Below are 22521 nucleotides of genomic sequence, written 5' to 3'. Positions count from 1 at the left end.
GGGGTCACCCTGTCAGACATCCACGCGGGGAGGCATGGATGGGCAGGAGCCGCAGAACAATTCCGGAGGAGCTTCTGTTGCTCGCTCTGGACCCGACCACGGGTACCACAGCGCAGCCGCAGTCGCTCGACCTCGGCCTGGCCGGGGCACAGCTAGTGGAGCTGGCTCTGGCAGGACGGATAGCCCCTGACGGGGATCGTATCGCCGTGGTGATGCCACGGCCGACAGGAGATCCGACTCTGGACTCCGCACTGGAACTGCTGCGCCGTCGTGGCAGTCCGGTACGGGCGGTCCACTGGATCGGCGGGCCCCGGCTGGGACTTCGCCAGATCTACCTCGCTCATCTGGAGCGGTGCGGCATGGTTCATGCCGTGGCGGGCCAGATGTGCGGAGTGCTGCCGACGACTCGCTACCAGGCGACGGACACGGCAATCAGCCGGGACATCAAGGCCCGGCTGGACAACGCGATCCGCACCGGCGTACCGCCGGACCCGCGGACCGCGGCGCTCGCCGCACTGGCCCACGCGGTCGGACTCGGCAAGCACCTGTACCCCGGGAACGAGGGGCGCTCGTCGCGCTCCCGGCTCCGGGACCTGATCAGACACGACCCGATGGGCGGTCTCGTGGCGCATGCCGTGATGGACGTCCAGAACGGTGTGGCCGTCCAGCCACGCCGTAATCAGCAGACGGCGAGCGTGCCGTTGCAGCCGCAAGCGCAAGCGCGCCGCGGCAGCATGGCGCACACCTCCGTCCACTGACAGCACGACCGCGCGGACAGTTGCGCGGAGTACCGAGATACCGCCATATCGCCGCACCGACGTCCCCATGACCCGGTTCGGGAGCCGCACCAGGCGCGGGGCAGCCGGATCCACCGGCTGCCCCGCGCTCTTGCGCGTGGTCATTTCGGTGTGGCCATTTCCCAGCGCGGCCGGGGCCCCGGGTGGCAATCTGCTGAGCAAGCAGATACGCACAGCTACAACAGCTGCATAGCCGGAGGTGCCGTTCCCGTGCCGACCAACGTCAATCCCACTGTCAGGCGACGCCGGCTGGGCCAGGAACTGCGCCGCCTCCGCGAGATCAAGGGCATGACGGCGGAGGAGGTGGCGGAGCGGCTGCTGGTCTCGCAGTCGAAGATCAGCCGGCTGGAGAACGGCCGCCGTTCGATCAGCCAGCGCGACGTACGCGATCTCTGCGGGGTGTACGAGGTCGAGGACCACCGCGTCGTCGACTCCCTGATGCAGATGGCGAAGGACTCCCGCCAGCAGGGCTGGTGGCACGCCTTCGGCGACATCCCGTACAGCGTGTACATCGGGCTGGAGACCGACGCCGAGTCCCTCCGGGTGTACGAACCCCAGGTCGTCCCCGGGCTGCTGCAGACCCGGGGTTACGCGGAGGCCCTGATCAACGGCGCCCTCCCCGAGGCACCGCCGTCCGACATCGAGAAGCGGGTGAACGTCCGGGCCCGCCGCCAGGACCGGGTCAACGCCCCCGAGCACCCCCTGCGCCTCTGGGCCGTCATCGACGAGTCCGCCCTGCGCCGGCTCGTCGGCGGCAAGCAGGTCATGATCGAACAGCTGGAGCACCTCATCGAGCAGTCCCAGCTGCCCCATGTGACCGTGCAGGTGCTGCCCTTCGACATGGGTGCCCACCCCGGCATCAACGGCCAGTACGCCATCCTGGAGTTCCCCGACGCCGCGGACTCCAGCGTGGTGTACATCGAGGGGGTCACCAGCGACCTCTACCTGGAGAAGGCGAACGACGTGCAGCGCTACAGCGTCATGTACGAGCACCTGCGGGCGCAGGCGCTGAACGTGGACCAGACCCGCCAGTTCATCGGCGACATCGCCAAGGGCTACACGCGCTGATCCGGCCCCGCACCCTCCCCCGGCACCCGCCGGAACAGGCCAGCCCGACAAGGACCGTTCTGCCGGGAATGCTGTGATGTAAGTGGGGTGGGGGCGGGAAGATACACCGCCACCACCTCACAGCGGAAGACCCGCATGGAATATGCCATCCGGTCGAGTGAACGGCCCCACCACCGGGCGATGTTGGCGAGTAGCGTCGATCACGCCAACAGGAACGAAGTTGGTGCCACTCACATCAACTCTCTGAACCGGAGTGAACATGGCCATTCTTCAGGGTGCTACGGAAAACTGGACGAAGTCGTCGTACTCCGGCGGTAACGGGGCGTGCGTCGAAGTGAAGTCGCCCGTCACGCAGGCCATCGCCGTGCGTGACTCGAAGGCGCCCGAAGGCCCCTCGCTCTCCTTCGTGTCCGGAGCGTGGAACACCTTCGTGCACGACGTCGCGTCGGGTTCCATCAACGCCTGACCGGCACGCCCGACCGGCACGCCGGTCCTCGCGCGCCGTACCGTGGCAGGTCATCGCACATGACTGCCAGGAGCCCTCTCGACTGGTCCGCCGTCCTGGCCGAGGGGGCTCGGCCCGCCACCGGAATCGACGCCGTCGGCGCGCGTACAACACGTCGTACAGCTTTCCCCTTTCTCCGGCCGCACGGGACCCGCATCCCGTGCGGTCGTTCTGCGTTCTCGGGCGTTCCTGCTTACGTCGTTCTCTGCACAGCCTGACGAAGTGCTCGCTCATCGTGTGGCCGCGGTCACGTTCACAACAACGCCCCGCAAGGTCAAGAACAAGCAAAATTGTTCGCCTTGCTGATCCGCGTTCACATCTCTGACCGAGAAAACCTTGACCGAGGACCCGGACAAGCGGTTCAATCCCGGAAGTCCCCGTTCCCGCACGGGGCCCCGCTGAACGGCCGTACTGACGAAGTGCGTTCCCGTTCACAAGGCGGACCCCTGGAGGGGGCACATGAACAGTCTCGACTGGGCCGTGCTCATCGGCTACTTCGGTGTGATGGTCGCGATCGGACTCTGGTCGCACAAGCGCGTCGACAACGTCAGCGACTTCTTCACGGCCGGCGGCAAGATGCCGTGGTGGCTGTCAGGCATCTCGCACCACATGTCCGGCTACAGCGCGGTGATGTTCACCGGCTACGCGGGCATCGCGTACCAGTACGGCGTCACGTCCTTCGTGACCTGGTCGCTGCCGATCGCGATCGGTATCGGCATCGGCGCGAAGCTCTTCGCGCCCCGGCTCAACCGGCTGCGGTCGCGGCTGCACGTCGCGTCGCCGCTCGAATATCTGAAGAACCGCTACAACATCCAGACCCAGCAGGCCCTGGCCTGGTCCGGACTGCTGCTGAAGATCGTGGACGTCGGCGCCAAGTGGGCCGCCATCGCCACGCTGCTCTCCGTCTTCACGGGCATCACCCTGACCCAGGGCATCTTCATCACGGGTGCCATCACCGCCGTCTACTGCACGGTCGGCGGGCTGTGGGCCGACGCGCTCACGGAGCTCGGGCAGTTCATCATCCAGCTCTTCGCCGGCCTGGCCATGCTGGTCATCGCGATGAGCAAGCTGGGCGGCTTCAGCTCGCTGTGGACGGTCTGGGACAAGCTGCCCGAGGGCCACACGAGCCCGACGGCCGGCCCGTACACGGTGACGTTCCTGCTGGCGTACCTCTTCATCAAGACCTTCGAGTACAACGGCGGCATGTGGAACCAGGCCCAGCGCTACATGGCCACGGACTCCGCCCGCTCCGCGACCCGTTCGGCCCGGCTCTCCGCCGTGCTGTGGCTGGTCTGGCCGACCGTGCTCTTCTTCCCGATGTGGGTCGCCCCGCTGCTCGTCGAGGCCAAGAAGCCCGACGCCTCCGACAGTTACGCCCTGATGACCGAGCAGCTGCTGCCGCACGGTCTGCTCGGCCTGGTCGTCGTCGGCTTCTTCTCGCACACGATGGCCATGTGCTCCTCCGACGCCAACGCCATCTCCGCGGTCTTCACCCGGGACATCGCACCGGTCTTCTCCAAGGCGGCCCGGAACTGGAGCAACCGCAGCGGTCTGCTGGCCGCGCGGCTCTCCACGCTCGCGTTCCTCGGACTGTCGATGGCACTGGCGACCCAGATCAACTCGCCGACGTTCAAGGACATCATCTCGGTCGTCATCAAGTGGGTGGCCGGCCTGATGGGTCCGATCGCCATCCCGTTCATGCTCGGCCTGCTGCGCAGGTTCCGCCGGTCCGGCCCGACGGCGGCCCTCACCAGCTGGGCGGCGGGGCTGCTCGCCTTCTACTTCACCAACTACAACTTCGACGGTTCGGTGAAGACGGATGTCGCCCTGCAGTACCAGGTGGCGCTGCCGCTCGCGATCTCGCTGGTGCTCTACATCGTCATCGGCTACCTCAAGCCCGAGGACACCCCGGAGCGCGACGCGCTGATCGACAAGATCAACTCGGACGACGGGGGGCCTGCGGGCGGAGCCGTGGCCACGGCCGTCCCGCTGCAGAAGCCCGGCCCCGAGAACACGGGAGTCCCGGAGGGCGTGAAGGACTGACCGCCCCGCGCGGAGGGGACACATGAACGGTGGGCGGGCGCGGCGGCGCCCGCCCATCTCTGTCTCCGTACTCCGGACCGTCCCGGAGGGGAGGCCCTAGTCCCGCGGGTAGCGGGCCAGCCAGCCCGGGGCGACGGCGGCCGGGCTGTGCAGGGCGGGGCCCTGGGTCATCTCCATCGCGAAGTCGTCGGAGAGTTCGAGGAGCGTCGAGCGCCCCTCCAGCTCCGCCAGCCAGGCCGGCGGCAGCGCCGTCTCCCCGTGCAGCGCACCGAGAAGGGCCCCGCAGACGGCTCCGGTGGCCGCGGACGGCCCGGAGTGGTTCACGGCGAGCCGCAGCCCGTGGCGTATGTCCTCACCGACCAGTGCGCAGTACAGCGCCACGGCGAGGACCTCCTCAGCGGAGTCGGTGTCCCCGAGCGCCTCGATGAGCGCCGGCCCGGGGATCCCCTGCCGTACGGAGCCGAGGGCCTGCCGGAGCGCCTCGGAGACCTGCTCGTTGCCCGGGCGTTCGGCGAGCAGGGCCAGGGTGTGCTGCACCGAGCCGTCCAGGGTCTCCCCGCGGGCCAGCCCGTGCACCATGACGGCGAGGGCTCCGGCCGCGAGCTGCGCGGTGGCGTGGCCGTGGGTGTGCGCGGCGCACTCGACGGCCAGCTGAAGGACGAGCTGGGGCTCCCAGCCCACGAGCAGCCCGAAGGGCGCGGAGCGGGTGAGCGCGGCCGAGTCCCGTGCCGCGGGGTTCTTGGGCACGGCGAGGGTGCCCATCGTGGCGTCACCGAAGCCGACGAGGCACTCCCGGGTCGGGGCGCGGCGGGCGTACAGCCACTCCTCCCTGGCCAGCCAGCCGTTGTCCTTACGGCGTTCGTCGGGCCCCCAGGCGCTCTGGGTGGCCGCCCAGCGCAGATGCGCGCGGTGCACATCGGTCGGCGGGTGCCAGGCACCGGTGTCACGGCGGACCTGGGCGCGGATCAGCCCGTCGACGGTGAAGAGGGTGAGCTGGGTGACGGCGGTGACGGCGCCCCGTCTGCCGTGCGCGGGGACGAAGTCGGCCACCCCGTCCACCCCGTGGGCCGCGCGTATCGCCTCCAGGGTGAGCCCCGAGACGCCCGCCCCGAGCGCGTCCCCGATGGCTCCACCGAGCAGGGACCCCCGAACCCGCCCACGGAAGTCCTGCTGCTGGACACGGCCCCAGACAGCTGTGGTCCCTGTGCTCACCGTGCCCCTTCCGTCCGTCTTACCGTGTGCGACTGCGCAAGCACTGTAATCGAACGGAAGGAGCGGTTCAGGGGCGGAACGGAATGTACGGACTGGTACGCGAGAGCCCGTGTGCGCGGCATTCCTGATGGTTTCCGGCCCGGATTCCCGGGACGGTTCCACGGGAGGTGAGGTCAGCCGAACATGCCGGGACGGTAGTCCCCCGCCGGCTGCTGGACGATGACGTTCAGCCGGTTGTACGCGTTGATGACGGCGATCAGGGCCACCAGGGCGACGAGCTGGTCCTCGTCGTAGTACGTGGCGGCGTTCGCCCACACCTCGTCCGGCACCCCGCCGGCCGTGTCCGCGATCCGGGTCCCCTGCTCCGCCAGTTCCAGGGCGGCGCGCTCGGCGTCGGTGAAGACGTTGGCCTCGCGCCACACCGCGATCAGGTTGAGCCGGACCGCCGTCTCGCCCGCCTCCGTGGCCTCCTTGGTGTGCATGTCGGTGCAGAACCCGCACCCGTTGATCTGGCTGGCCCGGATCTTGACCAGCTCCTGGGTCGCGGCGGGCAGATCCAGGTCGGCGGCCACCCTCCCGGCCATGTTGAGGTGCTTCAGGAAGGCGGCGGCGGCCTTGTTGCCGAAGAGGTCGAGTCGAGCGTTCATGATCAGCTCCTGAGGTGTCGCGCGTTGCTTACACCCCCTCGACGGACGAGCCCTGGAGGGATGTGACACGGTGCCGTGTGACCTGGGTCTCACACGGCTCTCACTCCTGGCGCTCCCTGCACTCCGCGACCCGCAGCACATCCCGCAGGGACTCGGTCGTCCGTACGAGCGCGAACCGCACCGCCCGCTCCCCCGCGGCCCGGTCGGCGAGCACGGACTCGGCCCCGCCGAGCACCTCCTCGCCGCAGGCGATCAGCTCGGCCTCCACCTCGTCGGCCAGACGCGACAGCCTGCTGCCGGGGTCGTCCGTACTCAGGTAACAGGGCCTCCCCTCGGGGGAGTTCCAGGGCAGCAGGCGAAGGGGGGTATCGGCCATGGGGGCGCCTCGCAGTGTGGGGTGTCTTCCATCGGGTGATGCTCACCGTTCGTACTCCGATGATCACCGTCCGCCCGTAGCCTCGGAAGAGGCGCCCGATTGCCGGCGCACGGGACAACGGGAGGGCCACGATGACCGACCCATCGGCCGACGTGGACGAGGAATCGGGGCGCGCCGCACTCGGGCGAGCCCTGCGGTACCTCCGGGAACGCTCGGGGAAGTCGCTGAGCGAGCTCGCCGGGGAGACGCGGTACGACAAGAGCTACCTGTACCGGCTGGAGGTCGGCCAGCGGCTCTCGAAACTGGCGGTGATGGAGGACCTGGACCGGCACTACGCGTCGGGTGGCCTGCTGGTGCAGCTGTGGAAGGTGGCCCGCCGGGAGGTGTTCAAGGACCGGTACAAGGAGTTCATGCGGCTGGAGCCGACGGCCAGCATCATGCACGTGTTCGCCCTTGGAATCCCAGGGCTGCTCCAGACCGAGGACGTCGCCCGCACGCTGTTGTCGGGCGCCCAGGAAACAGCGAGAGACGTGGAGTCGGTAGAAGAGCAGGTGGTGGCCCGTATGGACCGTCAGCAGCTGTTGTACCGCAACCCGTCGCCGTCGGTCCGCATCATCATGGACGAGTACGGGCTCCGGCGCCCGGTAGGAGGCCCCAAAGTGTGGGGCACACAGTTGGAACACCTGGTTGAGGTGGCCGAACTGGCCGCGACCACCCTCCAAGTGCTTCCGCTGTCTGCCGGCGCCCATCACCTGATGGACGGAGCCCTTACGGTGCTCTGGCAGGAGGACGGCAGCGCGGTTGCCTACACAGAGGGCTACCGATGCGGCGAACTGCTGGAAGACGCAAGTGATGTGACCCGCGCCCGGCTGTCCTACGATCGGTTGCGAGATCTGGCGCTGCCCCCGCCGGACTCCCTCGCGTTCATCAGGGGCGTCCTGAAGGAGCACACAGCATGACTCGCACGCTCGACCTCATGGCTGCGACCTGGCGCAAGTCCACCTTCAGCGACGGAGGGCCCAACAACTGCCTTGAGGTGGCCGACGACTTCCCCGGCCTCGTCCCCGTCCGGGACAGCAAGGTCGCGGCCGGTCCCATCCTCATCGTCGCCGCATCCGCCTGGGCCGCATTCGTCGACGGCGTACGGACAGAGGCCCTGTGACGGCCGCACCCGACCTCTCAGCCGCAACCTGGCGCAAGTCCAGCTACAGCGACGGCGGAGACAACAACTGCCTCGAAGTCGCCGACGGCTTCCCCGGCCTCGTCCCCGTCCGGGACAGCAAGACCTCCACCGGCCCCACCCTCCTCGTCACCGCCCCCGCCTGGGCCGCATTCGTCGCCCACGTGGCTCACCCCACGGCGTCCAGCGTCGGGTAGTCCGTGTAGCCCGTCTCCCCGCCCACGTACATCATGTACGCGTCCCGGACCTGGTTGACCGGGGCGCCCGTACGCATCCGGCGGATCAGGTCCGGGTTGGCGAGGAAGGGGCGGCCGAGCGCGATCACCTCGGCCCCGGCGGCCAGCAGCCGCTCGGCGTGGGCGAGGCCGCCGTCCTCCGGGATGCGGTCCTTCGGCAGTACGGGGTTGGCGATCAGCGTGCCCGCCCAGTCCTTCCGGATCCGCTGGAAGACGGGGTCCTCCGGGTCGGCGTAACCCACGTGCAGATAGGCCAGGCCGGTGCCCGCCAGGGCCGCCAGGAGCGCCGGGTAGATCTCCTCGGTGTCACCCTCCACCATGCCGTTGACCGTGCTCCAGGGCGAGATCCGCAGCCCCACCCGCTCAGGCCCGATCTCCGCCGCCACGGCCTCGGCCACCTCCACGACGAAGCGGATGCGGTGGGCCACGGGCCCGCCGTAGGCGTCGGTACGCCGGTTGGTCCCCTGGCCCAGGAACTGGTGGAGCAGATGCCCGTTGGCGCTGTGCACCTCGACGCCCTCGAAGCCCGCCTCGATGGCGTTGCGGGCGGCTGAGGCGAAGTCCGCCACCGTGGTGCGGATGTCCTCCGTGGTCATCTCGCGGGGGACGACCGAGGGCACGCGTCCGGCCGGGGTGTGGATGGTCTCCGGCAGCGCGATCGGCGAGGGGGCGACGGGCGTCAGCCCGCTGGTGTCGGGGTGGCCGGCGCGCCCGCCGTGCTGGATCTGGAGGAACATCTGCCCGCCCTCCGCCCGTACGGCCTCGGTGACCCGGCGCCAGCCCTCGACCTGGGCCGGGCTGTGGATGGCCGTGATGTTCGGGTACGTCTGCCCCACGGGGTTCGGCGTCGACGCCTCCGCGATGATCAGCCCGGCCGAGGCGCGCTGCGCGTAGTACGTGGCCATGAGCGGGGTGGGTACGCCCTCGGCCGTGGCGCGGTTCCGGGTGAGCGGGGCCATCACGAGGCGATGGGGAAGGGTCAGCGGGCCGAGCTCGACGGCCTCGAAGAGCTTCTGCGAGGAAGTGGCTGCGTTCGTCATGCCGGAACGGTAAGAATTGACACCGGTGTCAGGTTCAAGCCCCGGAGACGAGGAATTCCATGCGGATCGGCGAGCTGGCCCGGCGTACGGGCGTGAGCGAACGCTCCCTGCGCTACTACGAGACCCAGGGGATCCTGAAGGCCGACCGTACCCCCGGCGGCCACCGCGACTACCCGGAGGGCGCGGTCGACCGCGTGATCCGCATCCAGGAGTTCTACGCCGCCGGGCTGTGCAGCTCGAAGATCGCCGAACTGCTGCCCTGCGTACGGGACACGGACGGCGGCCCCTCCGCGATCGCCACCCCGCGCCTGGTCAGCGACCTCTCCGTGGAGCGCGACCGCATCGACCGGCAGATCGACGAACTGCGCCGCTCCCGCGAGGTCCTGGACGACGTGATCGCCACGGCGGCGGGCGAGGGCACGGGCGGCGGCTGAGCCGCGCTACGGACCCGGTCCCCCGTCGCCGCTCAGAGGTCGTCGGGCAGGATCCGGAAGTGTGCGTATCGGCCGGCGAGCGGCCGCAGGGCACGGAAGTCCCGAAGATCTCTCGTGAGGACGACGTCCGTGTCGTACTCGGCTGCCAGTGCCACGTTCACCGCATCCACGAGGTCCAGATCCAGCGAGCTGTACCGGGCCCGTACGGCCAGCGCCGCGTCGAGGATGTCCGGGGTCGGGGGTGCGAGCACCAGACGCAGCTCTCTGATGCGGGCCGACAGCGACCGGAGAATACCGTCGGCAGCACGGCGTCCGGCCCGGCTCGTGGCCACCTGGTGCACCTCTGTGAGCGCGAGGGGGCTCGCCACGAGGAGCCCGCACCGGTCAGCTGCCTTACGCGCGGCAAGGTGATCGGGGTCCGCGCGGTTGTACAGGACCAGAAGTCCGGACGTATCGACAACGGCGATCAAGCCGCACGCCCCCGGTTACGGGATTCACGCTCGTCGAATCCCTCGGTCACCGCGTCGCGGACAGCCTCCCGGGTGAGCGGCCCGCCGAGGTCGAAGGTCTCCCCGTCCTCCACGAACGGCTGATCCCAGATCCGCCGGGCGAGCGCTATGCGGTGGATGCCTTCGCGGATCAATTCCGCCTCGGACACGCCGTCCCGAGTCGCCGCCTCCTTGATCAGCGCAAGGTCCTCATCGTCGGCGTACACGTTTGTCCGTTTCAGAGCCATGTGTCGATAGTACAGCTCGTGTACCACCCTGCGCCGGGAAAGAAATGCGACACAGGTTGTCGGGTATTGCGCCAAGCGTGGTTTCACCGGTCGTCAGCGATGACATTCATGGACCGGGTCGCACAGCCGGACAGAACCTGAGGAGATTCATGCCCGACACATCGAAACCCGCGCTCCACGGAAAGATCGCCCTGGTCGCAGGCGCCACCCGGGGCCGGAGAGCCCTGCGTACGTGGGCCGCGCGGTCGCCGCCCTGGCCGGTGACCCAGGCGTCTCCCGCCGGAACGGAGGGTCGCTCTCCAGCGGGCAGCTCGCCCAGGAGTACGGCTTCACCGACCTCGACGGTTCCCGCCCCGACTGCTGGCGCTACCTGGACGAGGTCGAGGGCGCGGGCAAGCCGGCCGACGCGACGGGGTACCGGTGAGGGACCCCGGGCGCCGTGCCTGACGGGAAGGTCACTTCGGCTGAGGAGCCGGCTACTCCTCGGCGAAGACGTCCTCGGCTGACCGGGCGGTGGGGGCCCGCAGAAGCCAGCGGTTCAGGGTGTCGAGGTCGCCACAGGTGGTGATCCGTTCACGCGCCTCGTCCGATACGTCGACGCCCGCTTGCGCGAGGAAGAGCAGGATGCCCTGCGCGATGCCTTCCGTCCGGCCCTCAGCCCGGCCCTCAGTCCGGCCCTCGTCCCGGATTTCCTCTGCCATGAAGGACTTGTAGAAAGAGAGGTCCACGGCCACCAGGTTCCTCCACTGTTGTGCGGCCGGGCGGTTACCCAGGCCTTGTGCGGTGAGTTCGACAAGGGGATCGGCGATGATTTCCGGTACGTCCCGCAGAGCGGTGGACAGCGTTTTCAGTATGGCACCGATGTCCGGATCGGCGGCATGTGTGATCGCCGCCAGTGTGGTGAGCGCCAGGTCCTTGCGGGCCTCGGCGACATCGGTGATCACCGGCATGTTGTGCGGGCCCGCGACGAGCGGGTGCAGGGTCAGCGCAGGCCACTGGCGAGGACCGATCGGGACCGGGCGGGAGGCCCATTCCGCGGTTGCACGGTCCTGGCAGACAACCAGCAGCAGCGACGGTAGCCGGTATTTCGTGTACAGGTAGGAGAGGTAATAGGCCCAGCTCGCCGGCTTGTCCGTGTCCTTCTTTCCTTGGGCCTCGATGGCCAGGAGAAGCGGCTCGTCATTCTCCGTGTCCAGCCGCAGCAGGGTGTCCACACGCCGTTCGAGTGGACGGTTCTCGGTCAGGTCGGTAGGCATCACGGTGACCGAGACGGGTGGGGCGATCGTGATCCCCAGTAATTCCGAGACGCGGGAGAACAGTCCCGGGCACTCCTGGAAGATGCGGTGCATCGCCTCGTGGGGCGAACTGACCATGCGGACTCCTGCGAGTGGCGTGACGCTCGAAGCGGCCCCCGCATACCGAGGGGCCGCTCTTGCCGGGAGCATATGTCCGCAGGCTCGCCCAGACCCGCCCGAATAACGCGACTCACCCATGTGAGTGACGTATGCAGAGCGGCAGTTGCGAGTGGTTGCTTCCGGAGCCCGGCCGCGCGGCTCCGGAAGCAGTCCGCACCCCGCTCAGGCCTCCAGCACCGGCAGCAGCTCCGGAAGGTGGCCGTCCGAGGCCGTCGCTGCCGTGACGCGTTCCTCGGGCACCTCGCCGTACAGCGTCGTACGCGGCTTCGCCGGGCGGCCCGCCAGGTCGGCGATGGCGACGAGGTCCTGGATCGAGCGGTACGAGCCGTAACTGGAGCCCGCCATGCGGGAGATGGTCTCCTCCATCAGCGTCCCGCCCAGGTCGTTGGCGCCCGAGCGGAGCATCTCCGCCGCCCCCTCCGCGCCGAGCTTCACCCAGCTGGTCTGGATGTTGGTGATGTGCGGGTGGAGGAGGAGCCGCGCCATCGCCGTCACCGCCCGGTTGTCCCGGTCCGTCGGGCCCGGGCGGGCGATGCCCGCCAGGTAGACCGGGGCGTTGGTGTGGATGAAGGGGAGCGTGACGAACTCCGTGAAGCCGCCCGTCTCCTGCTGGAGGCGGGCCAGCGTCCTGAAGTGGCCGAGCCAGTGGCGGGGCTGGTCGACATGGCCGTACATCATCGTGGACGAGGAGCGCAGGCCCGTCTCATGCGCCGTTTTGATGACGTTCAGCCAGTCGGCCGTCGGCAGCTTGCCCTTGGTGAGGATCCAGCGGACCTCGTCGTCGAGGATCTCCGCCGCCGTGCCCGGGATCGAGTCGAGGCCGGCGTCCTTGGCGGCGGTCAGCCAGTCGCGGACGGACATGCCGGTGCGGGACGCGCCGTTGACGACCTCCATCGGCGAGAAGGCGTGGACGTGCATGCCGGGGACGCGTTCCTTCACGGCCCGCGCGATGTCGAAGTACGCGGTGCCGGGCAGGTCCGGGTGGATGCCGCCCTGCATGCAGACCTCGACCGCGCCAACGTCCCAGGCCTGCGCCGCGCGGTCGGCGACCTGGTCCAGGGAGAGGGTGTAGGCGTCGGCGTCCGTACGCCGCTGGGCGAAGGCGCAGAAGCGGCAGCCGGTGTAGCAGACGTTGGTGAAGTTGATGTTCCTGGTGACGATGTAGGTGACGTCGTCACCGACCACGTCCCGGCGCAGGGTGTCCGCGATCCGGCACAGCTCGTCCAGCGCCGGCCCGTCCGCGTGGAGCAGGGCGAGCGCCTGGTCGTCGGTGAGCTTCGTCGGGTCGTCGGCGGCCTGGCTCAGCGCCTGGCGTACGTCGGCGTCGATGCGGGACGGGACCATGCCGGGGGCGGCGGCCTCGCGCAGGGCCTCCCAGTCGCCGTACACCTCGTCGAAGTCGTTCCGTCGGTCGCCGGTGCGGCCCTCGGTGTCGATGGTTCGGTGCAGGTCGGTGCGGCCGGAGGCGTTGAAGCCCTCGTCGGGCTCCTGCCAGGGCAGCCCGGCGGGGATCGCGCCCTCCTTCGCGAGGCCGGTCTCCGGGTCGGCGAGCGCCCGCACGTGCGGCAGGAGGCGCGGGTCGAGCCAGGGCTCGCCGCGCTGGATGAACTCCGGGTAGATGGTGAGCCGTTCACGGAGCTGGAAGCCGGACTCGGCGGTGCGGGACGCGAGTTCGTCGATGTGCGGCCAGGGGCGCTCGGGGTTCACATGGTCCGGGGTGAGGGGCGAGACGCCGCCCCAGTCGTCGATGCCCGCGCCGATCAGCAGGGCGTACTCCGCGTCGACGAGGTTCGGCGGGGCCTGGATGCGGGCCGAGGGGCCCAGAATGTGGCGGGCGACGGCGATGGCCGCGGCCAGTTCCTCCAGCTCCGCGTCCGGCATCCCGCGCATCGCGGTGTCCGGCTTGGCGCGGAAGTTCTGGACGATGACCTCCTGGATGCCGTGGTAGGCGCGGGCCGTCTTGCGCAGCTCGAAGAGGGAGTCGGCGCGCTCCTCGTACGACTCGCCGATCCCGATCAGGATGCCGGTGGTGAACGGCACGTTGGACCGGCCCGCGTCCTCCAGCACGCGCAGCCTGACCGCCGGCTCCTTGTCGGGGGAGCCGTAGTGCGGGCCGCCCTTCTCCGACCAGAGGCGGGTCGCGGTCGTCTCCAGCATCATGCCCATCGACGGGGCGACGGGCTTCAGCCGCTGCAGGTCCGTCCAGGTCATCACACCGGGGTTCAGGTGCGGCAGCAGCCCCGTCTCCTCCAGCACCCGGACCGCCATGGCCCGTACGTACGCCAGGGTGTCGTCGTAGCCCTCGGCCTCCAGCCACTCCCGCGCCTCGGGCCAGCGGTCCTCGGGCCGGTCGCCGAGCGTGAACAGGGCTTCCTTGCAGCCCATTTCGGCGCCCTTCCGGGCGATGTCGAGGACCTCGTCCGGCGACAGGAACATCCCGTGGCCGGCCCGCTTGAGCTTCCCGGGCACGGTGACGAAGGTGCAGTAGTGGCAGGTGTCACGGCAGAGCCGGGTCAGCGGGATGAAGACCTTGCGGGAGTACGTGATCACTCCCGGCCGGCCCGCGGCGTCGAGACCCGCGTCCCGGACCCGGGCGGCGGACGCGGCGAGGTCGGTCAGGTCATCCCCCCGCGCCTGGAGCAGGACGGCGGCCTCGGCCACGTCGAGGGCGACACCGTCGCGGGCCCGCCGGAGGGCGCGCCGCATGGCGTTGGTCGTGGGGCGCTGAGGAACGGTCATGAACCGAGCATACGAGCGCGTCACTCCGTCCGGACCAGGGCCTCTTCCGTGCGTAACCGCCCCTCCGGCACTGGCGCCTTGTCCGTTATGTCCTACTTGCCCCGTAGGCTCGGAGAGGTGATGGAAACGATCGTCTTCGACATCGGAGAAACCCTCGTCCGCGACGACCGCCACTGGGCCGCGTGGGCCGACTGGCTCGGGGTGCCCCGGCACACCGTCAGCGCGCTGGTCGGCGCCTCCGCCGCACAGGGCCGCGACAGCAGTGACGCGCTGCGCATCCTGCGCCCCGGGATGGACGTCGCCGAGGCGTACCAGGCCCGGGCGGCGGCCGGGCGCGGCGAGCACCTGGACGAGACGGACCTCTACCCCGACGTCCGCCCCGCCTTGGCCGAGCTGCGCGCGCTCGGCCTGCGGGTCGTCGTCGCGGGTGACCGGACGGCGCGGGCCGGGCAGCTGCTGCGGGCGCTGGACCTGCCGGCGGACCTGGTCGTCACCTCGGAGGAGTGGGGCGTCACCAAACCGGACCGGGAGTTCTTCGCCCGCGTACTGGAGGTGTCGGGCGCGTCGCCGGAGGCCACCCTGTACGTGGGCGACCACCCGGGCGACGACCTGTTCCCGGCGAAGTCCTTCGGGCTGCGGGCGGCCCACATCCGCCGTGGCCCGTACGGCCATTGGTGGGCGGACCACCCCGACGTCATGGAGACGGCGGACTGGCGCGTCAGCGCCCTGACCGAACTGCCGGCGCTGCTGGGCGGCACGAAGCGACGGCTGGCGCTCGCCTCGCCGCCGGTGCAGGCGGCACCACCGCAGGAGGAGACAGCGCCGCCGCAGGAGGAGGAGGAGGAGACCCCGCCCGAACAGGCGCGCGCCTGAGCGGTGACTACGCCCCCGCGGCCTGTTCGTGGGTCCCGCTCAGCGAGAGCCGGAGCCGGTCGCTCGCCAGCCTCATGTGCTCGGCCATCGCCGCGTCCGCCCCCTCCGGGTCGCCCGCCCGGATCGCGTCGAGCACGGCCCCGTGCTCGTGCAGCGTCCCGCTGACCGTGCCCTCGATGTCCCCCGCCCGCTCCATCCACACCTGGAGCAGCGCCCGGATGGAGTGCAGGATGTCGCTGAGCACCGTGTTGCGGGCGATGTGCGCCGTCTCCAGGTGGAAGGCGATATCGGCCTCGATGAACGCCTTGACGTCCGTCCCCGCCTCCCGCATCCGCTCCAGGTGCTGCTCCAGCCGTTCGACGTCCTCCTGCGAGGCCCGGTCCGCGGCGAGCCGCGCCGACATGCCCTCCATGAAGGTGCGGACCTCGACCAGGTCCTGCGTACGCCGCTGACCGAGCATCAGGCCCCAGTTGATGGCCCGCGGCAGGAACTCCGAGGTCCCCTCCCGGACGTACGAGCCCGAGCCCGGCCTGATCTCGATGATGCCGAGGACGTCCAGCGCGGACAGCGCCCCGCGCACGCTGGAGCGCGCGACGCCGAGGGCGTCGGCGAGCTGGCGCTCGGCGGGCAGGCGCGTGCCCGGCTTCAGGTTGCCCTCGGACAGATGATCAAGGAGCCGCTTGGCCACCTCACTGACCGAGGACTCCCGTACGACGGGGCGCAGAAGTGACGTGAAATCGGGCGCTTCGGGCTGCGTGGACACGCTGACCAGTACATCAGACGGGGTGGCGGATCCCCGGAGCGGGCGGACGATAACGCGCTCATCGGTCCAGGAGAAGAGCTCAGGGGAGCGACCTACGTCACTTTGGTAAATTGGTGACCAATTTAGGATCCAGAGCTAGCTTGGAGTTGTTCACCGGCCGGAAACACGACCTTCCACGGTTCGCCTTCGCCTGCCGGAGCAGACACGGAACCCGGACAGAGCGGTCCGCGAGCGAGGAGTCTCCATGGGCGCCACTGCGCATTCAGTGATCGAGAGATCAGCCATCAGGAAGGTCTCGGTCCGGCTCGTCCCCTTCGTGGCCCTGATGTTCTTCGTGAACTATCTGGACCGCACGGCCGTCTCCTTCGCGGAACCCAACGGCATGGGGCAGGACCTCGCCCTCACCGCGGCGCAGTTCGGCTTCGCCTCCGGCGTCTTCTTCATCGGTTACATCATTCTCGAAGTGCCCAGCAACATGGCGCTGCACAAGTTCGGCGCCCGGCGGTGGCTGGCCAGGATCATGGTGAGCTGGGGCATCGTCGCCCTCCTCTTCACCTGGGTGCAGAACAGCGAGCAGCTGTACACGCTCCGCTTCCTGCTCGGTGTCGCCGAGGCGGGCTTCTTCCCCGGCGCGATCCTCTTCCTCAGCCAGTGGGTGCCCTCCCGGCACCGTACGAAGGTCCTCGGCCTCTTCTACCTGGCGCAGCCCCTGACCACCGTCATCGGCGCCCCGCTGGCCGGCTGGTTCATCAACCAGCACGGGCTCTTCGGTCTCGAAGGCTGGCGCGTGATGTTCCTCGGGGTGTCCATCCCGGCGATCCTGCTGGGCGTCGTCGCCTGGTTCTACCTGATCGACAAGCCGGCCGACGCGAAGTGGCTGACCCCCGAGGAACGGGACTGGCTGACCACGGAGCTCGCCGCCGAGAACGCGGGAAAGACCGGCGCCGACGAGAAGACCGGCCACGGCAAGGCCGCGCTGAAGGCCGCCTTCACCAACAGCCGCGTCTGGACGCTCGCCCTCATCTACTTCGGCTTCATCTACGGCCTGTACGCCCTGGCGTTCTTCCTGCCGACGATCATCAACGGCTTCCAGGAACAGTTCGGCACGACGTTCAGCGTGATGGACAAGGCCCTGATCACGGCCATCCCGTACCTCCCGGCCGCGATCGTCCTCTTCTTCTGGTCCCGCCACGCCACCAGGCACGGCGTCCACACCTGGCACATCGCGGGCCCGGCCGTCGTCGGCGGGGTCTCCATCCCGGTCGCCCTCTACATGGGGTCACCGGCCGCCACGGTCGCCGTCATCACCGTCACCGCCTGTGCGATCTTCGCCGCGCTGCCGGTCTTCTGGTCCGTCCCCTCGCAGTTCCTGACCGGCGCGACAGCCGCCGCCGGTATCGCCCTGATCAACACGGCGGGCAACGTGGCCGGCTTCGCCGCCGGTTACGTCACCGGCTGGCTGAAGGACTTCAGCGGCGCCTACTACCTGCCGCTGTTCCTCGTCGGGGCCTTCATGCTCATGTCCGCCGCGCTGATGCTGTGGCTCGCCAACCGGTCCAAGGGCCGGGGCGCGCACCACGGCCGGCCCCTCGCAGAGGTCCGCTGATGACCCGCCTGTCCAACGACCCCGCCGCCTTCGCCGACGAAGCGCTCGAAGGCTTCGCCGCCGCCCACCCCCGCAGGGTCCGCCAGGTCCCCGGCGGCGTGGTCCGGGCCACCCGCACCGCCCCCGGCCAGGTCGCCGTGGTGGTCGGCGGCGGCTCCGGCCACTACCCGGCCTTCTCCGGGCTGGTCGGCCAGGGCCTCGCCCACGGCGCTGCGGTCGGCAACGTCTTCGCCTCCCCCTCCGCCCACCAGGTGCGCCAGGTCGCGCGGGCCGCCGAGACCGGCGGCGGCGTCCTCCTCGCGTACGGGAACTACGCCGGCGACGTCCTGCACTTCGGGCAGGCGGCCGCGCTGCTGACCGCCGAGGGCATACCCACCCGCACGCTCGGCGTCACGGACGACATGTCCAGCGCCTCGGCGGACGAGGCCCACAAGCGCCGCGGTGTCGCCGGTGACCTGATCGTCTTCAAGACGGCCGCGGCGGCCGCCGAGGCCGGGCAGCCGCTGGACGAGGTCACCAGGATCGCCGAGCTGGCGAACGCCCGTACGCGCTCCTTCGGCGTCGCGTTCTCCGGCTGCACCCTGCCTGGCGCGGGCAGCCCCCTGTTCACCGTGCCCGAGGGCCGGATGGCCGTCGGCCTGGGGATCCACGGTGAGCCCGGCATGGGCGAGCGGCCCGTACCGACCGCCGACGAGGCGGCCGAGCTCCTGGTCGCCACCGTCCTCGGCGAGCTCCCCGACGGGGTGGCCTCCCCGCGCGGGCAGCGGGCCGCGGTGATCCTCAACGGCCTCGGCTCGGTGAAGTACGAGGAGCTGTTCGTCGTCTACCGCCGGGTCGCCCAGCTGCTCGCCGAGGCCGGGGTGGAGGCCGTCGACCCCGAGGTCGGCGAGCTGGTCACCAGCTTCGACATGGCGGGCGTCTCGCTCACCCTGTGCTGGCTCACCGACGAGCTGGAGCCCCTGTGGACGGCCCCGGCCGACGCCCCCGCGTACCGCAAGGGCACGGTGGAGGCGGCGGACCTGTTCGTCCCGGACCCGTCGGCGGGGGCCGTCCCGTCGGCGGAGGCCGCCGAGAAGACCGTCCCGCCCGCCACCGACGACTCCCGTGCGGCGGCCCGCACGGTCCTCGCCGCCCTGCGCGTCCTCAAGGACACCGTCGGCGTCCACGCCGAGGAGCTCGGCCGGATCGACGCGGTCGCCGGGGACGGCGACCACGGCATCGGCATGCAGCGGGGCTCCACCGGGGCCTACGAGGCCGCGGTCCGCGCCGAGACGCTCGGCGCCGGTGCAGAAACGGTTCTGCACCGGGCCGCCGACGCCTGGGCGGACCGCGCCGGCGGCACCTCCGGCGCTCTGTGGGGCGTCATGCTCCGCGCCGTCGGCACCGCGCTCGGCGACACCGAGCGGCCCACCGCCCAGGCGGTCGCCGCAGGGGTCGCCCAGGCGGCGGCGGACGTGATGGAGCTCGGGAAGGCGGAGGTCGGCGACAAGACGATGGTCGACGTCCTCGTCCCGTTCTCGTACGCGCTGATGGCAGCCACCGAGGCCGGGCAGCCCCTGGCCACCGCCTGGGACGCGGCCGCGCACTCCGCGACCGCCGCCGCCGAGGCCACCGCGGACCTGCTCCCCCGGATGGGCCGCGCCCGCCCGCACGCCGAGAAGAGCCTCGGCACGCCGGACGCCGGAGCCCACTCGCTCGCCCTGATCGTCCGTGCCGTGCACGGCGTGTTCGTACCCACCCTGGAGAACCACTGATGTCCGAGAAGCGGTCCGAGAAGCCGTCTGAGAACCCGTCCGAGAAGCTCCGCGTCGTCGTCGGCTCCGACGACGCCGGCCACGCGTACAAGGAAGCCCTCAAGCAGGACCTGGAGGCCAGCGGCCTCGTCGCCACCGTCACCGACGTCGGGGTCGACGCGGACGGGCACACCGCCTACCCGAAGGTCGCCATCGCCGCCGCCGAGATGGTCGCCCGCGGCGAGGCCGACCGCGCCCTGCTGGTCTGCGGCACGGGACTCGGGGTGGCCATCGCCGCGAACAAGGTCAAGGGGATCCGGGCCGTCACCGCCCATGACTCCTTCTCCGTCGAGCGCGCGGTCCTCTCCAACAACGCCCAGGTCCTCACCTTCGGCCAGCGCGTCGTCGGCCTGGAGCTGGCCCGCCGGCTGGCCTCCGAGTGGCTGACGTACCGCTTCGACGAGGCGTCGGCGTCCGCGGCCAAGGTCGCGCTGATGGACGACTACGAGAACAAGAACGACGAGAACCAGAGCGACCACGAGAACCAGCAGGAAGCCGCAGCCTGATGCCCGCCGCGCAGAACCCCCGGGGCCCCCGGGTCACCGTCGGGGTGAGCCTGAAGATGTACTTCGGCCACCACGAGACCCTCAACTGGGCCCGCAGCATCGCGGATCTGGCCGCCCGGCACCCGGCCGTCACCGACGGCACGGCCGAGCTGTTCGTGCTGCCCGCCTTCCCCGCGCTCGTCCCGGTGACCGGCATCCTCGCCGGTACGGAGGTACGGACCGGGGCCCAGGACCTGGCGTCCGAGGACTCCGGTCCGTACACCGGCGAGGTCAGCGGCGCGCATCTGCACGAGATCGGTGCCCGCTACGCCGAGGTCGGCCACGCCGAGCGCCGCCGGCTCTTCGGCGAGGGCGACACGGTCGTCGCCGCCAAGACGGCCGCCGCCCTGCGCAACGGGCTGACCCCGGTGCTCTGCGTCGGCGAACTCGACCGGGTGGCGCCCGCCGAGGCCGCCGCCCGCACGGTCGCCGAGGCCGAACGCGTCCTGGCCACGGCGGCGCACGAAGGCCCCCTCGGCCCGGTCGTCCTCGCGTACGAACCGCAGTGGGCCATCGGCGCCCCCCGGCCCGCCTCGCCCGACCACATCCGGGCGGTCTGCGAGGCCCTCACCGCCTGGCTCGTCACCCAGCCCGCCCTGTCCGGCAGCCGCGTGATCTACGGCGGCAGCGCCGGCCCCGGCCTGCTGACCGAGCTGGGCGGGTGCGTCGACGGACTGTTCCTCGGCCGCTTCGCCCACGACCCGGCAGCCGTGGAACGCATTCTCGACGAGGCGCGGGAAGGGGCCGCCGCGTGTACGGCCTGAGCACCTACGCCTTCTTCTGGCGCATCTCCGACCGGGCCCCGCGTCCCCTCACGCTCGACGAGATGCTGGCGCAGACCCGGGAGATGGGCGGCGAGGTCTTCCAGATCTGCGACTACCCGCCCATCGAGACGTACGACGACGACCGGCTCGACGCCCTGCGCGCCACGGCGGCCGGCCACGGCATCACGCTGGAGCTGGGCACCCGGGGCGTACGCACGGAGCACCTCGCCGCCTATCTCCGCATCGCGCGGCGCCTGGGCGTGACGCTGGTCCGCTCGATGCTGAACACGGCGGACCACCGGCCGTCCGTCGCGGAGGCCACCGCGCTCCTGCGCGACACCGTCCCCGCGTACGCGGCGGCGGGTGTCACGCTCGGCCTGGAGACCTACGAACAGGTCTCCACCGACGACCTGTTGGCCGTCGTACGCGGTGTGGACAGCCCGCACCTGGGCGTGGTCCTGGACCCGGGCAACAGCGTCGCCCGGCTGGAGCGCCCGGTGGACGTCGTCGACGCCACCGCCCCCTACGTGGTGAACATCCACGTCAAGGACTTCTCGTTCTCCCGCCGCGACGGCTGGGTCGGCTTCACCTTCGCCGGCTGCCTTCTCGGCGAGGGCCTGCTCGACTACGACGACATGATCCGCAAGGTCGGTCCCGGCGAGCGTGGCATCAACCAGATCGTGGAGCACTGGCTCCCCTGGCAGGGCGGTTTCGAGGAGACCGCCCGCCTGGAGGACCGGTGGACCCGGCACAGCATCAACACCCTTCTGAGGAGCAAGTAATGGCCACCGAATCCAGGACCGTCGCCGTCATCGGGGCCGCAGGCAAGATGGGCCGGCGCGTCTCCAACAACCTGGTCAAGAGCGACTTCACCACCCTGTTCGCCGAGAACTCCCCCAAGGGCCAGGAGCTGATCCGCGAGCTCGGCCGCGAGCTGACGGACAGCGCCGACGCCGCCGCGCAGGCCGACGTCGTGATCCTCGCCGTCCCGGACGTCGTCCTCGGCACGGTCTCCGAGCAGCTCGTCCCGGTCATGAAGCCCGGCGCGATCCTGCTGACCCTGGACCCGGCCGCCGCGTACGCCGGTCTGCTGACCCGCCGCGCGGACGTGCACAACGCGGTGGCGCACCCCTGTCACCCGTCGGTGTTCCTGGAGCGCACGACGAAGGAGGAGTGGGCGGACACCTTCGGCGGCATCGCCGCCCCGCAGGAGGTCGTCGCCTCCTTCGAGCCCGGTTCCGAGTCCCCCGACCCGGCGGCCCAGGAGCTGGCCGAGGCCGTCATCTCCACCATGTACGCGCCGGTCGTCGAGGTGCACTGGGTGACCGTCAAGCAGCTCGCGGTCCTGGAGCCGACGCTCGTCGAGACGATCGCCTGCATGGTCGGCGCCCTGCTGACCGAGGCCCTCCACGAGACCGTCCACACGGTGGGCGTCCCGGAGAAGGCGGCCCGCGCCATGCTGCTCGGCCACACGCAGGTCGCGCTGGCCAACACCCTCAAGGGGTCGAACCCGTTCTCCGACGCGTGCCTGATCGCGATGGACTACGGCCGTGAGTCGATCGTCCGCGACGACTGGAAGAACGTCTTCGAGGACGACGAGCTCGACAAGGTCATCACGCGGATGCTCAAGATCAAGGAGATCAAGCGCTGACCCGGTCCTGACCACCGGCGCCACCGCTCAGGTCCCGCGAAAACGGGCCGGGCCCTCCATCAGGGGTGGAGGGCCCGGCCCTTCGCATGCCCACGCCC

24 protein-coding genes and 1 pseudogene are annotated in these 22521 nt (G+C 70.4%); 16 read left to right on the top strand and 9 right to left on the bottom strand.

What is annotated here, in order from left to right; genetic code table 11:
• Window positions 1–38 precede the first annotated feature (38 nt).
• From ACIRD8_RS33915 to ACIRD8_RS33900, 4 genes are all read left to right on the top strand, one after another.
• Window positions 39–758: a GPP34 family phosphoprotein gene (locus ACIRD8_RS33915; protein ID WP_099177736.1), complete on the top strand. Its 720-nt coding sequence runs from the start codon at window positions 39–41 to the stop codon at window positions 756–758.
• A 249-nt stretch (window positions 759–1007) separates the two neighbouring features.
• The gene (locus ACIRD8_RS33910) at window positions 1008–1865 is read left to right on the top strand and encodes a helix-turn-helix domain-containing protein (protein WP_404000337.1); all 858 of its coding nucleotides are present in this window, start codon (window positions 1008–1010) and stop codon (window positions 1863–1865) included.
• A 259-nt stretch (window positions 1866–2124) separates the two neighbouring features.
• Window positions 2125–2331 carry a DUF397 domain-containing protein gene (locus ACIRD8_RS33905; protein ID WP_404000334.1) on the top strand — a complete coding sequence of 69 codons (207 nt, stop codon included), beginning with the start codon at window positions 2125–2127 and terminating at the stop codon, window positions 2329–2331.
• 498 nt (window positions 2332–2829) lie between these two features.
• Complete coding sequence (locus ACIRD8_RS33900) at window positions 2830–4413, top strand: sodium:solute symporter family protein (RefSeq protein WP_404000331.1); 1584 nt, start codon at window positions 2830–2832, stop codon at window positions 4411–4413.
• Window positions 4414–4509: 96 nt separating this feature from the next.
• On the opposite strand, the gene ACIRD8_RS33895 is transcribed toward ACIRD8_RS33900, so the two are convergent.
• The 3 genes from ACIRD8_RS33895 to ACIRD8_RS33885 all read right to left on the bottom strand — a co-directional run bounded on the left by ACIRD8_RS33895 (window position 4510) and on the right by ACIRD8_RS33885 (window position 6648).
• Window positions 4510–5625: an ADP-ribosylglycohydrolase family protein gene (locus tag ACIRD8_RS33895; protein ID WP_404000328.1), complete on the bottom strand. Its 1116-nt coding sequence runs from the start codon at window positions 5623–5625 to the stop codon at window positions 4510–4512.
• Between the two features lie 173 nt (window positions 5626–5798).
• Complete coding sequence (locus ACIRD8_RS33890) at window positions 5799–6272, bottom strand: carboxymuconolactone decarboxylase family protein (RefSeq protein WP_404000325.1); 474 nt, start codon at window positions 6270–6272, stop codon at window positions 5799–5801.
• Between the two features lie 100 nt (window positions 6273–6372).
• A complete protein-coding gene (locus ACIRD8_RS33885; RefSeq protein WP_404000322.1) occupies window positions 6373–6648 on the bottom strand; it encodes a hypothetical protein in 276 nt (91 codons plus the stop codon).
• A 131-nt stretch (window positions 6649–6779) separates the two neighbouring features.
• On the opposite strand from ACIRD8_RS33885, the gene ACIRD8_RS33880 reads away from it, so the two are divergent.
• The 3 genes from ACIRD8_RS33880 to ACIRD8_RS33870 are packed head-to-tail and all read left to right on the top strand — an operon-like array spanning window position 6780 to window position 8025.
• Window positions 6780–7607 (top strand): helix-turn-helix domain-containing protein, encoded by an 828-nt coding sequence (locus ACIRD8_RS33880; RefSeq protein WP_404000319.1) that lies wholly within the window; start codon window positions 6780–6782, stop codon window positions 7605–7607.
• Window positions 7604–7810 carry a DUF397 domain-containing protein gene (locus ACIRD8_RS33875; protein ID WP_404000316.1) on the top strand — a complete coding sequence of 69 codons (207 nt, stop codon included), beginning with the start codon at window positions 7604–7606 and terminating at the stop codon, window positions 7808–7810. Before ACIRD8_RS33880 ends, ACIRD8_RS33875 begins: the two co-directional genes overlap by 4 nt.
• Window positions 7807–8025 carry a DUF397 domain-containing protein gene (locus ACIRD8_RS33870; RefSeq protein ID WP_404000313.1) on the top strand — a complete coding sequence of 73 codons (219 nt, stop codon included), beginning with the start codon at window positions 7807–7809 and terminating at the stop codon, window positions 8023–8025. Before ACIRD8_RS33875 ends, ACIRD8_RS33870 begins: the two co-directional genes overlap by 4 nt.
• On the opposite strand, the gene ACIRD8_RS33865 is transcribed toward ACIRD8_RS33870, so the two are convergent.
• Window positions 7998–9104 carry an alkene reductase gene (locus tag ACIRD8_RS33865; protein ID WP_404000310.1) on the bottom strand — a complete coding sequence of 369 codons (1107 nt, stop codon included), beginning with the start codon at window positions 9102–9104 and terminating at the stop codon, window positions 7998–8000. The two genes, ACIRD8_RS33870 and ACIRD8_RS33865, sit on opposite strands and share 28 nt — an antisense overlap.
• A 59-nt stretch (window positions 9105–9163) precedes the next feature.
• Here ACIRD8_RS33865 and ACIRD8_RS33860 point away from each other — a divergent pair, with 59 nt between their 5' ends.
• Window positions 9164–9538 (top strand): MerR family transcriptional regulator, encoded by a 375-nt coding sequence (locus ACIRD8_RS33860; RefSeq protein ID WP_404000307.1) that lies wholly within the window; start codon window positions 9164–9166, stop codon window positions 9536–9538.
• 32 nt (window positions 9539–9570) lie between these two features.
• On the opposite strand, the gene ACIRD8_RS33855 is transcribed toward ACIRD8_RS33860, so the two are convergent.
• Window positions 9571–10008, bottom strand: coding sequence for a type II toxin-antitoxin system VapC family toxin (locus tag ACIRD8_RS33855; RefSeq protein WP_404000305.1), 438 nt, complete (start codon window positions 10006–10008; stop codon window positions 9571–9573).
• Entirely contained in the window at window positions 10005–10274 is a 270-nt protein-coding gene (locus tag ACIRD8_RS33850; RefSeq protein WP_404000302.1) for a CopG family transcriptional regulator, read from the bottom strand. The genes ACIRD8_RS33855 and ACIRD8_RS33850 overlap by 4 nt, the downstream gene beginning before the upstream one ends.
• Window positions 10275–10491: 217 nt before the next feature.
• On the opposite strand from ACIRD8_RS33850, the pseudogene ACIRD8_RS33845 reads away from it, so the two are divergent.
• A pseudogene (locus ACIRD8_RS33845) lies at window positions 10492–10698 on the top strand (short-chain dehydrogenase); the annotation flags it as partial.
• 52 nt (window positions 10699–10750) lie between these two features.
• Here ACIRD8_RS33845 and ACIRD8_RS33840 read toward each other — a convergent pair.
• Window positions 10751–11647, bottom strand: a complete 897-nt coding sequence (locus ACIRD8_RS33840; RefSeq protein ID WP_404000299.1) for a hypothetical protein — start codon at window positions 11645–11647, stop codon at window positions 10751–10753.
• 204 nt (window positions 11648–11851) lie between these two features.
• Window positions 11852–14428, bottom strand: coding sequence for a bifunctional FO biosynthesis protein CofGH (locus tag ACIRD8_RS33835; RefSeq protein ID WP_404000296.1), 2577 nt, complete (start codon window positions 14426–14428; stop codon window positions 11852–11854).
• A 120-nt stretch (window positions 14429–14548) separates the two neighbouring features.
• Between ACIRD8_RS33835 and ACIRD8_RS33830 the strand changes: the two genes are divergently transcribed.
• Complete coding sequence (locus tag ACIRD8_RS33830; protein ID WP_404000373.1) at window positions 14549–15301, top strand: HAD family hydrolase; 753 nt, start codon at window positions 14549–14551, stop codon at window positions 15299–15301.
• 7 nt (window positions 15302–15308) lie between these two features.
• On the opposite strand, the gene ACIRD8_RS33825 is transcribed toward ACIRD8_RS33830, so the two are convergent.
• Window positions 15309–16064: a FadR/GntR family transcriptional regulator gene (locus tag ACIRD8_RS33825; RefSeq protein ID WP_404000293.1), complete on the bottom strand. Its 756-nt coding sequence runs from the start codon at window positions 16062–16064 to the stop codon at window positions 15309–15311.
• Between the two features lie 244 nt (window positions 16065–16308).
• On the opposite strand from ACIRD8_RS33825, the gene ACIRD8_RS33820 reads away from it, so the two are divergent.
• The 6 genes from ACIRD8_RS33820 to ACIRD8_RS33795 are packed head-to-tail and all read left to right on the top strand — an operon-like array spanning window position 16309 to window position 22423.
• On the top strand, window positions 16309–17670 hold the full coding sequence (locus ACIRD8_RS33820; protein ID WP_404000291.1) for an MFS transporter: 1362 nt from the start codon (window positions 16309–16311) through the stop codon (window positions 17668–17670).
• Window positions 17670–19424: a dihydroxyacetone kinase family protein gene (locus tag ACIRD8_RS33815; protein ID WP_404000288.1), complete on the top strand. Its 1755-nt coding sequence runs from the start codon at window positions 17670–17672 to the stop codon at window positions 19422–19424. Before ACIRD8_RS33820 ends, ACIRD8_RS33815 begins: the two co-directional genes overlap by 1 nt.
• On the top strand, window positions 19424–19969 hold the full coding sequence (locus ACIRD8_RS33810) for a ribose-5-phosphate isomerase (RefSeq protein WP_404000286.1): 546 nt from the start codon (window positions 19424–19426) through the stop codon (window positions 19967–19969). Before ACIRD8_RS33815 ends, ACIRD8_RS33810 begins: the two co-directional genes overlap by 1 nt.
• Window positions 19969–20772, top strand: coding sequence for a triose-phosphate isomerase family protein (locus ACIRD8_RS33805; RefSeq protein WP_404000283.1), 804 nt, complete (start codon window positions 19969–19971; stop codon window positions 20770–20772). The genes ACIRD8_RS33810 and ACIRD8_RS33805 overlap by 1 nt, the downstream gene beginning before the upstream one ends.
• Complete coding sequence (locus ACIRD8_RS33800) at window positions 20760–21554, top strand: sugar phosphate isomerase/epimerase family protein (protein WP_404000280.1); 795 nt, start codon at window positions 20760–20762, stop codon at window positions 21552–21554. The genes ACIRD8_RS33805 and ACIRD8_RS33800 overlap by 13 nt, the downstream gene beginning before the upstream one ends.
• Window positions 21554–22423 carry a phosphogluconate dehydrogenase C-terminal domain-containing protein gene (locus ACIRD8_RS33795; protein WP_404000277.1) on the top strand — a complete coding sequence of 290 codons (870 nt, stop codon included), beginning with the start codon at window positions 21554–21556 and terminating at the stop codon, window positions 22421–22423. Before ACIRD8_RS33800 ends, ACIRD8_RS33795 begins: the two co-directional genes overlap by 1 nt.
• Window positions 22424–22521 lie beyond the last annotated feature (98 nt).

This window comes from Streptomyces sp. NPDC102451 (genome assembly GCF_044765485.1).
Taxonomy (GTDB): domain Bacteria; phylum Actinomycetota; class Actinomycetes; order Streptomycetales; family Streptomycetaceae; genus Streptomyces.
This window is presented reverse-complemented; position numbering and strand designations above follow the sequence as displayed.

Coding starts and splice junctions, on each gene's coding strand:
- ACIRD8_RS33915 (WP_099177736.1), top strand. CDS start 39: ATGGGCAGGAGCCGCAGAACAATTCCGGAGGAGCTTCTGTTGCTCGCT.
- ACIRD8_RS33905 (WP_404000334.1), top strand. CDS start 2,125: ATGGCCATTCTTCAGGGTGCTACGGAAAACTGGACGAAGTCGTCGTAC.
- ACIRD8_RS33900 (WP_404000331.1), top strand. CDS start 2,830: ATGAACAGTCTCGACTGGGCCGTGCTCATCGGCTACTTCGGTGTGATG.
- ACIRD8_RS33890 (WP_404000325.1), bottom strand. CDS start 6,272: ATGAACGCTCGACTCGACCTCTTCGGCAACAAGGCCGCCGCCGCCTTC.
- ACIRD8_RS33885 (WP_404000322.1), bottom strand. CDS start 6,648: ATGGCCGATACCCCCCTTCGCCTGCTGCCCTGGAACTCCCCCGAGGGG.
- ACIRD8_RS33880 (WP_404000319.1), top strand. CDS start 6,780: ATGACCGACCCATCGGCCGACGTGGACGAGGAATCGGGGCGCGCCGCA.
- ACIRD8_RS33875 (WP_404000316.1), top strand. CDS start 7,604: ATGACTCGCACGCTCGACCTCATGGCTGCGACCTGGCGCAAGTCCACC.
- ACIRD8_RS33865 (WP_404000310.1), bottom strand. CDS start 9,104: ATGACGAACGCAGCCACTTCCTCGCAGAAGCTCTTCGAGGCCGTCGAG.
- ACIRD8_RS33860 (WP_404000307.1), top strand. CDS start 9,164: ATGCGGATCGGCGAGCTGGCCCGGCGTACGGGCGTGAGCGAACGCTCC.
- ACIRD8_RS33850 (WP_404000302.1), bottom strand. CDS start 10,274: ATGGCTCTGAAACGGACAAACGTGTACGCCGACGATGAGGACCTTGCG.
- ACIRD8_RS33840 (WP_404000299.1), bottom strand. CDS start 11,647: ATGGTCAGTTCGCCCCACGAGGCGATGCACCGCATCTTCCAGGAGTGC.
- ACIRD8_RS33835 (WP_404000296.1), bottom strand. CDS start 14,428: ATGACCGTTCCTCAGCGCCCCACGACCAACGCCATGCGGCGCGCCCTC.
- ACIRD8_RS33830 (WP_404000373.1), top strand. CDS start 14,549: ATGGAAACGATCGTCTTCGACATCGGAGAAACCCTCGTCCGCGACGAC.
- ACIRD8_RS33820 (WP_404000291.1), top strand. CDS start 16,309: ATGGGCGCCACTGCGCATTCAGTGATCGAGAGATCAGCCATCAGGAAG.
- ACIRD8_RS33815 (WP_404000288.1), top strand. CDS start 17,670: ATGACCCGCCTGTCCAACGACCCCGCCGCCTTCGCCGACGAAGCGCTC.
- ACIRD8_RS33810 (WP_404000286.1), top strand. CDS start 19,424: ATGTCCGAGAAGCGGTCCGAGAAGCCGTCTGAGAACCCGTCCGAGAAG.
- ACIRD8_RS33805 (WP_404000283.1), top strand. CDS start 19,969: ATGCCCGCCGCGCAGAACCCCCGGGGCCCCCGGGTCACCGTCGGGGTG.
- ACIRD8_RS33795 (WP_404000277.1), top strand. CDS start 21,554: ATGGCCACCGAATCCAGGACCGTCGCCGTCATCGGGGCCGCAGGCAAG.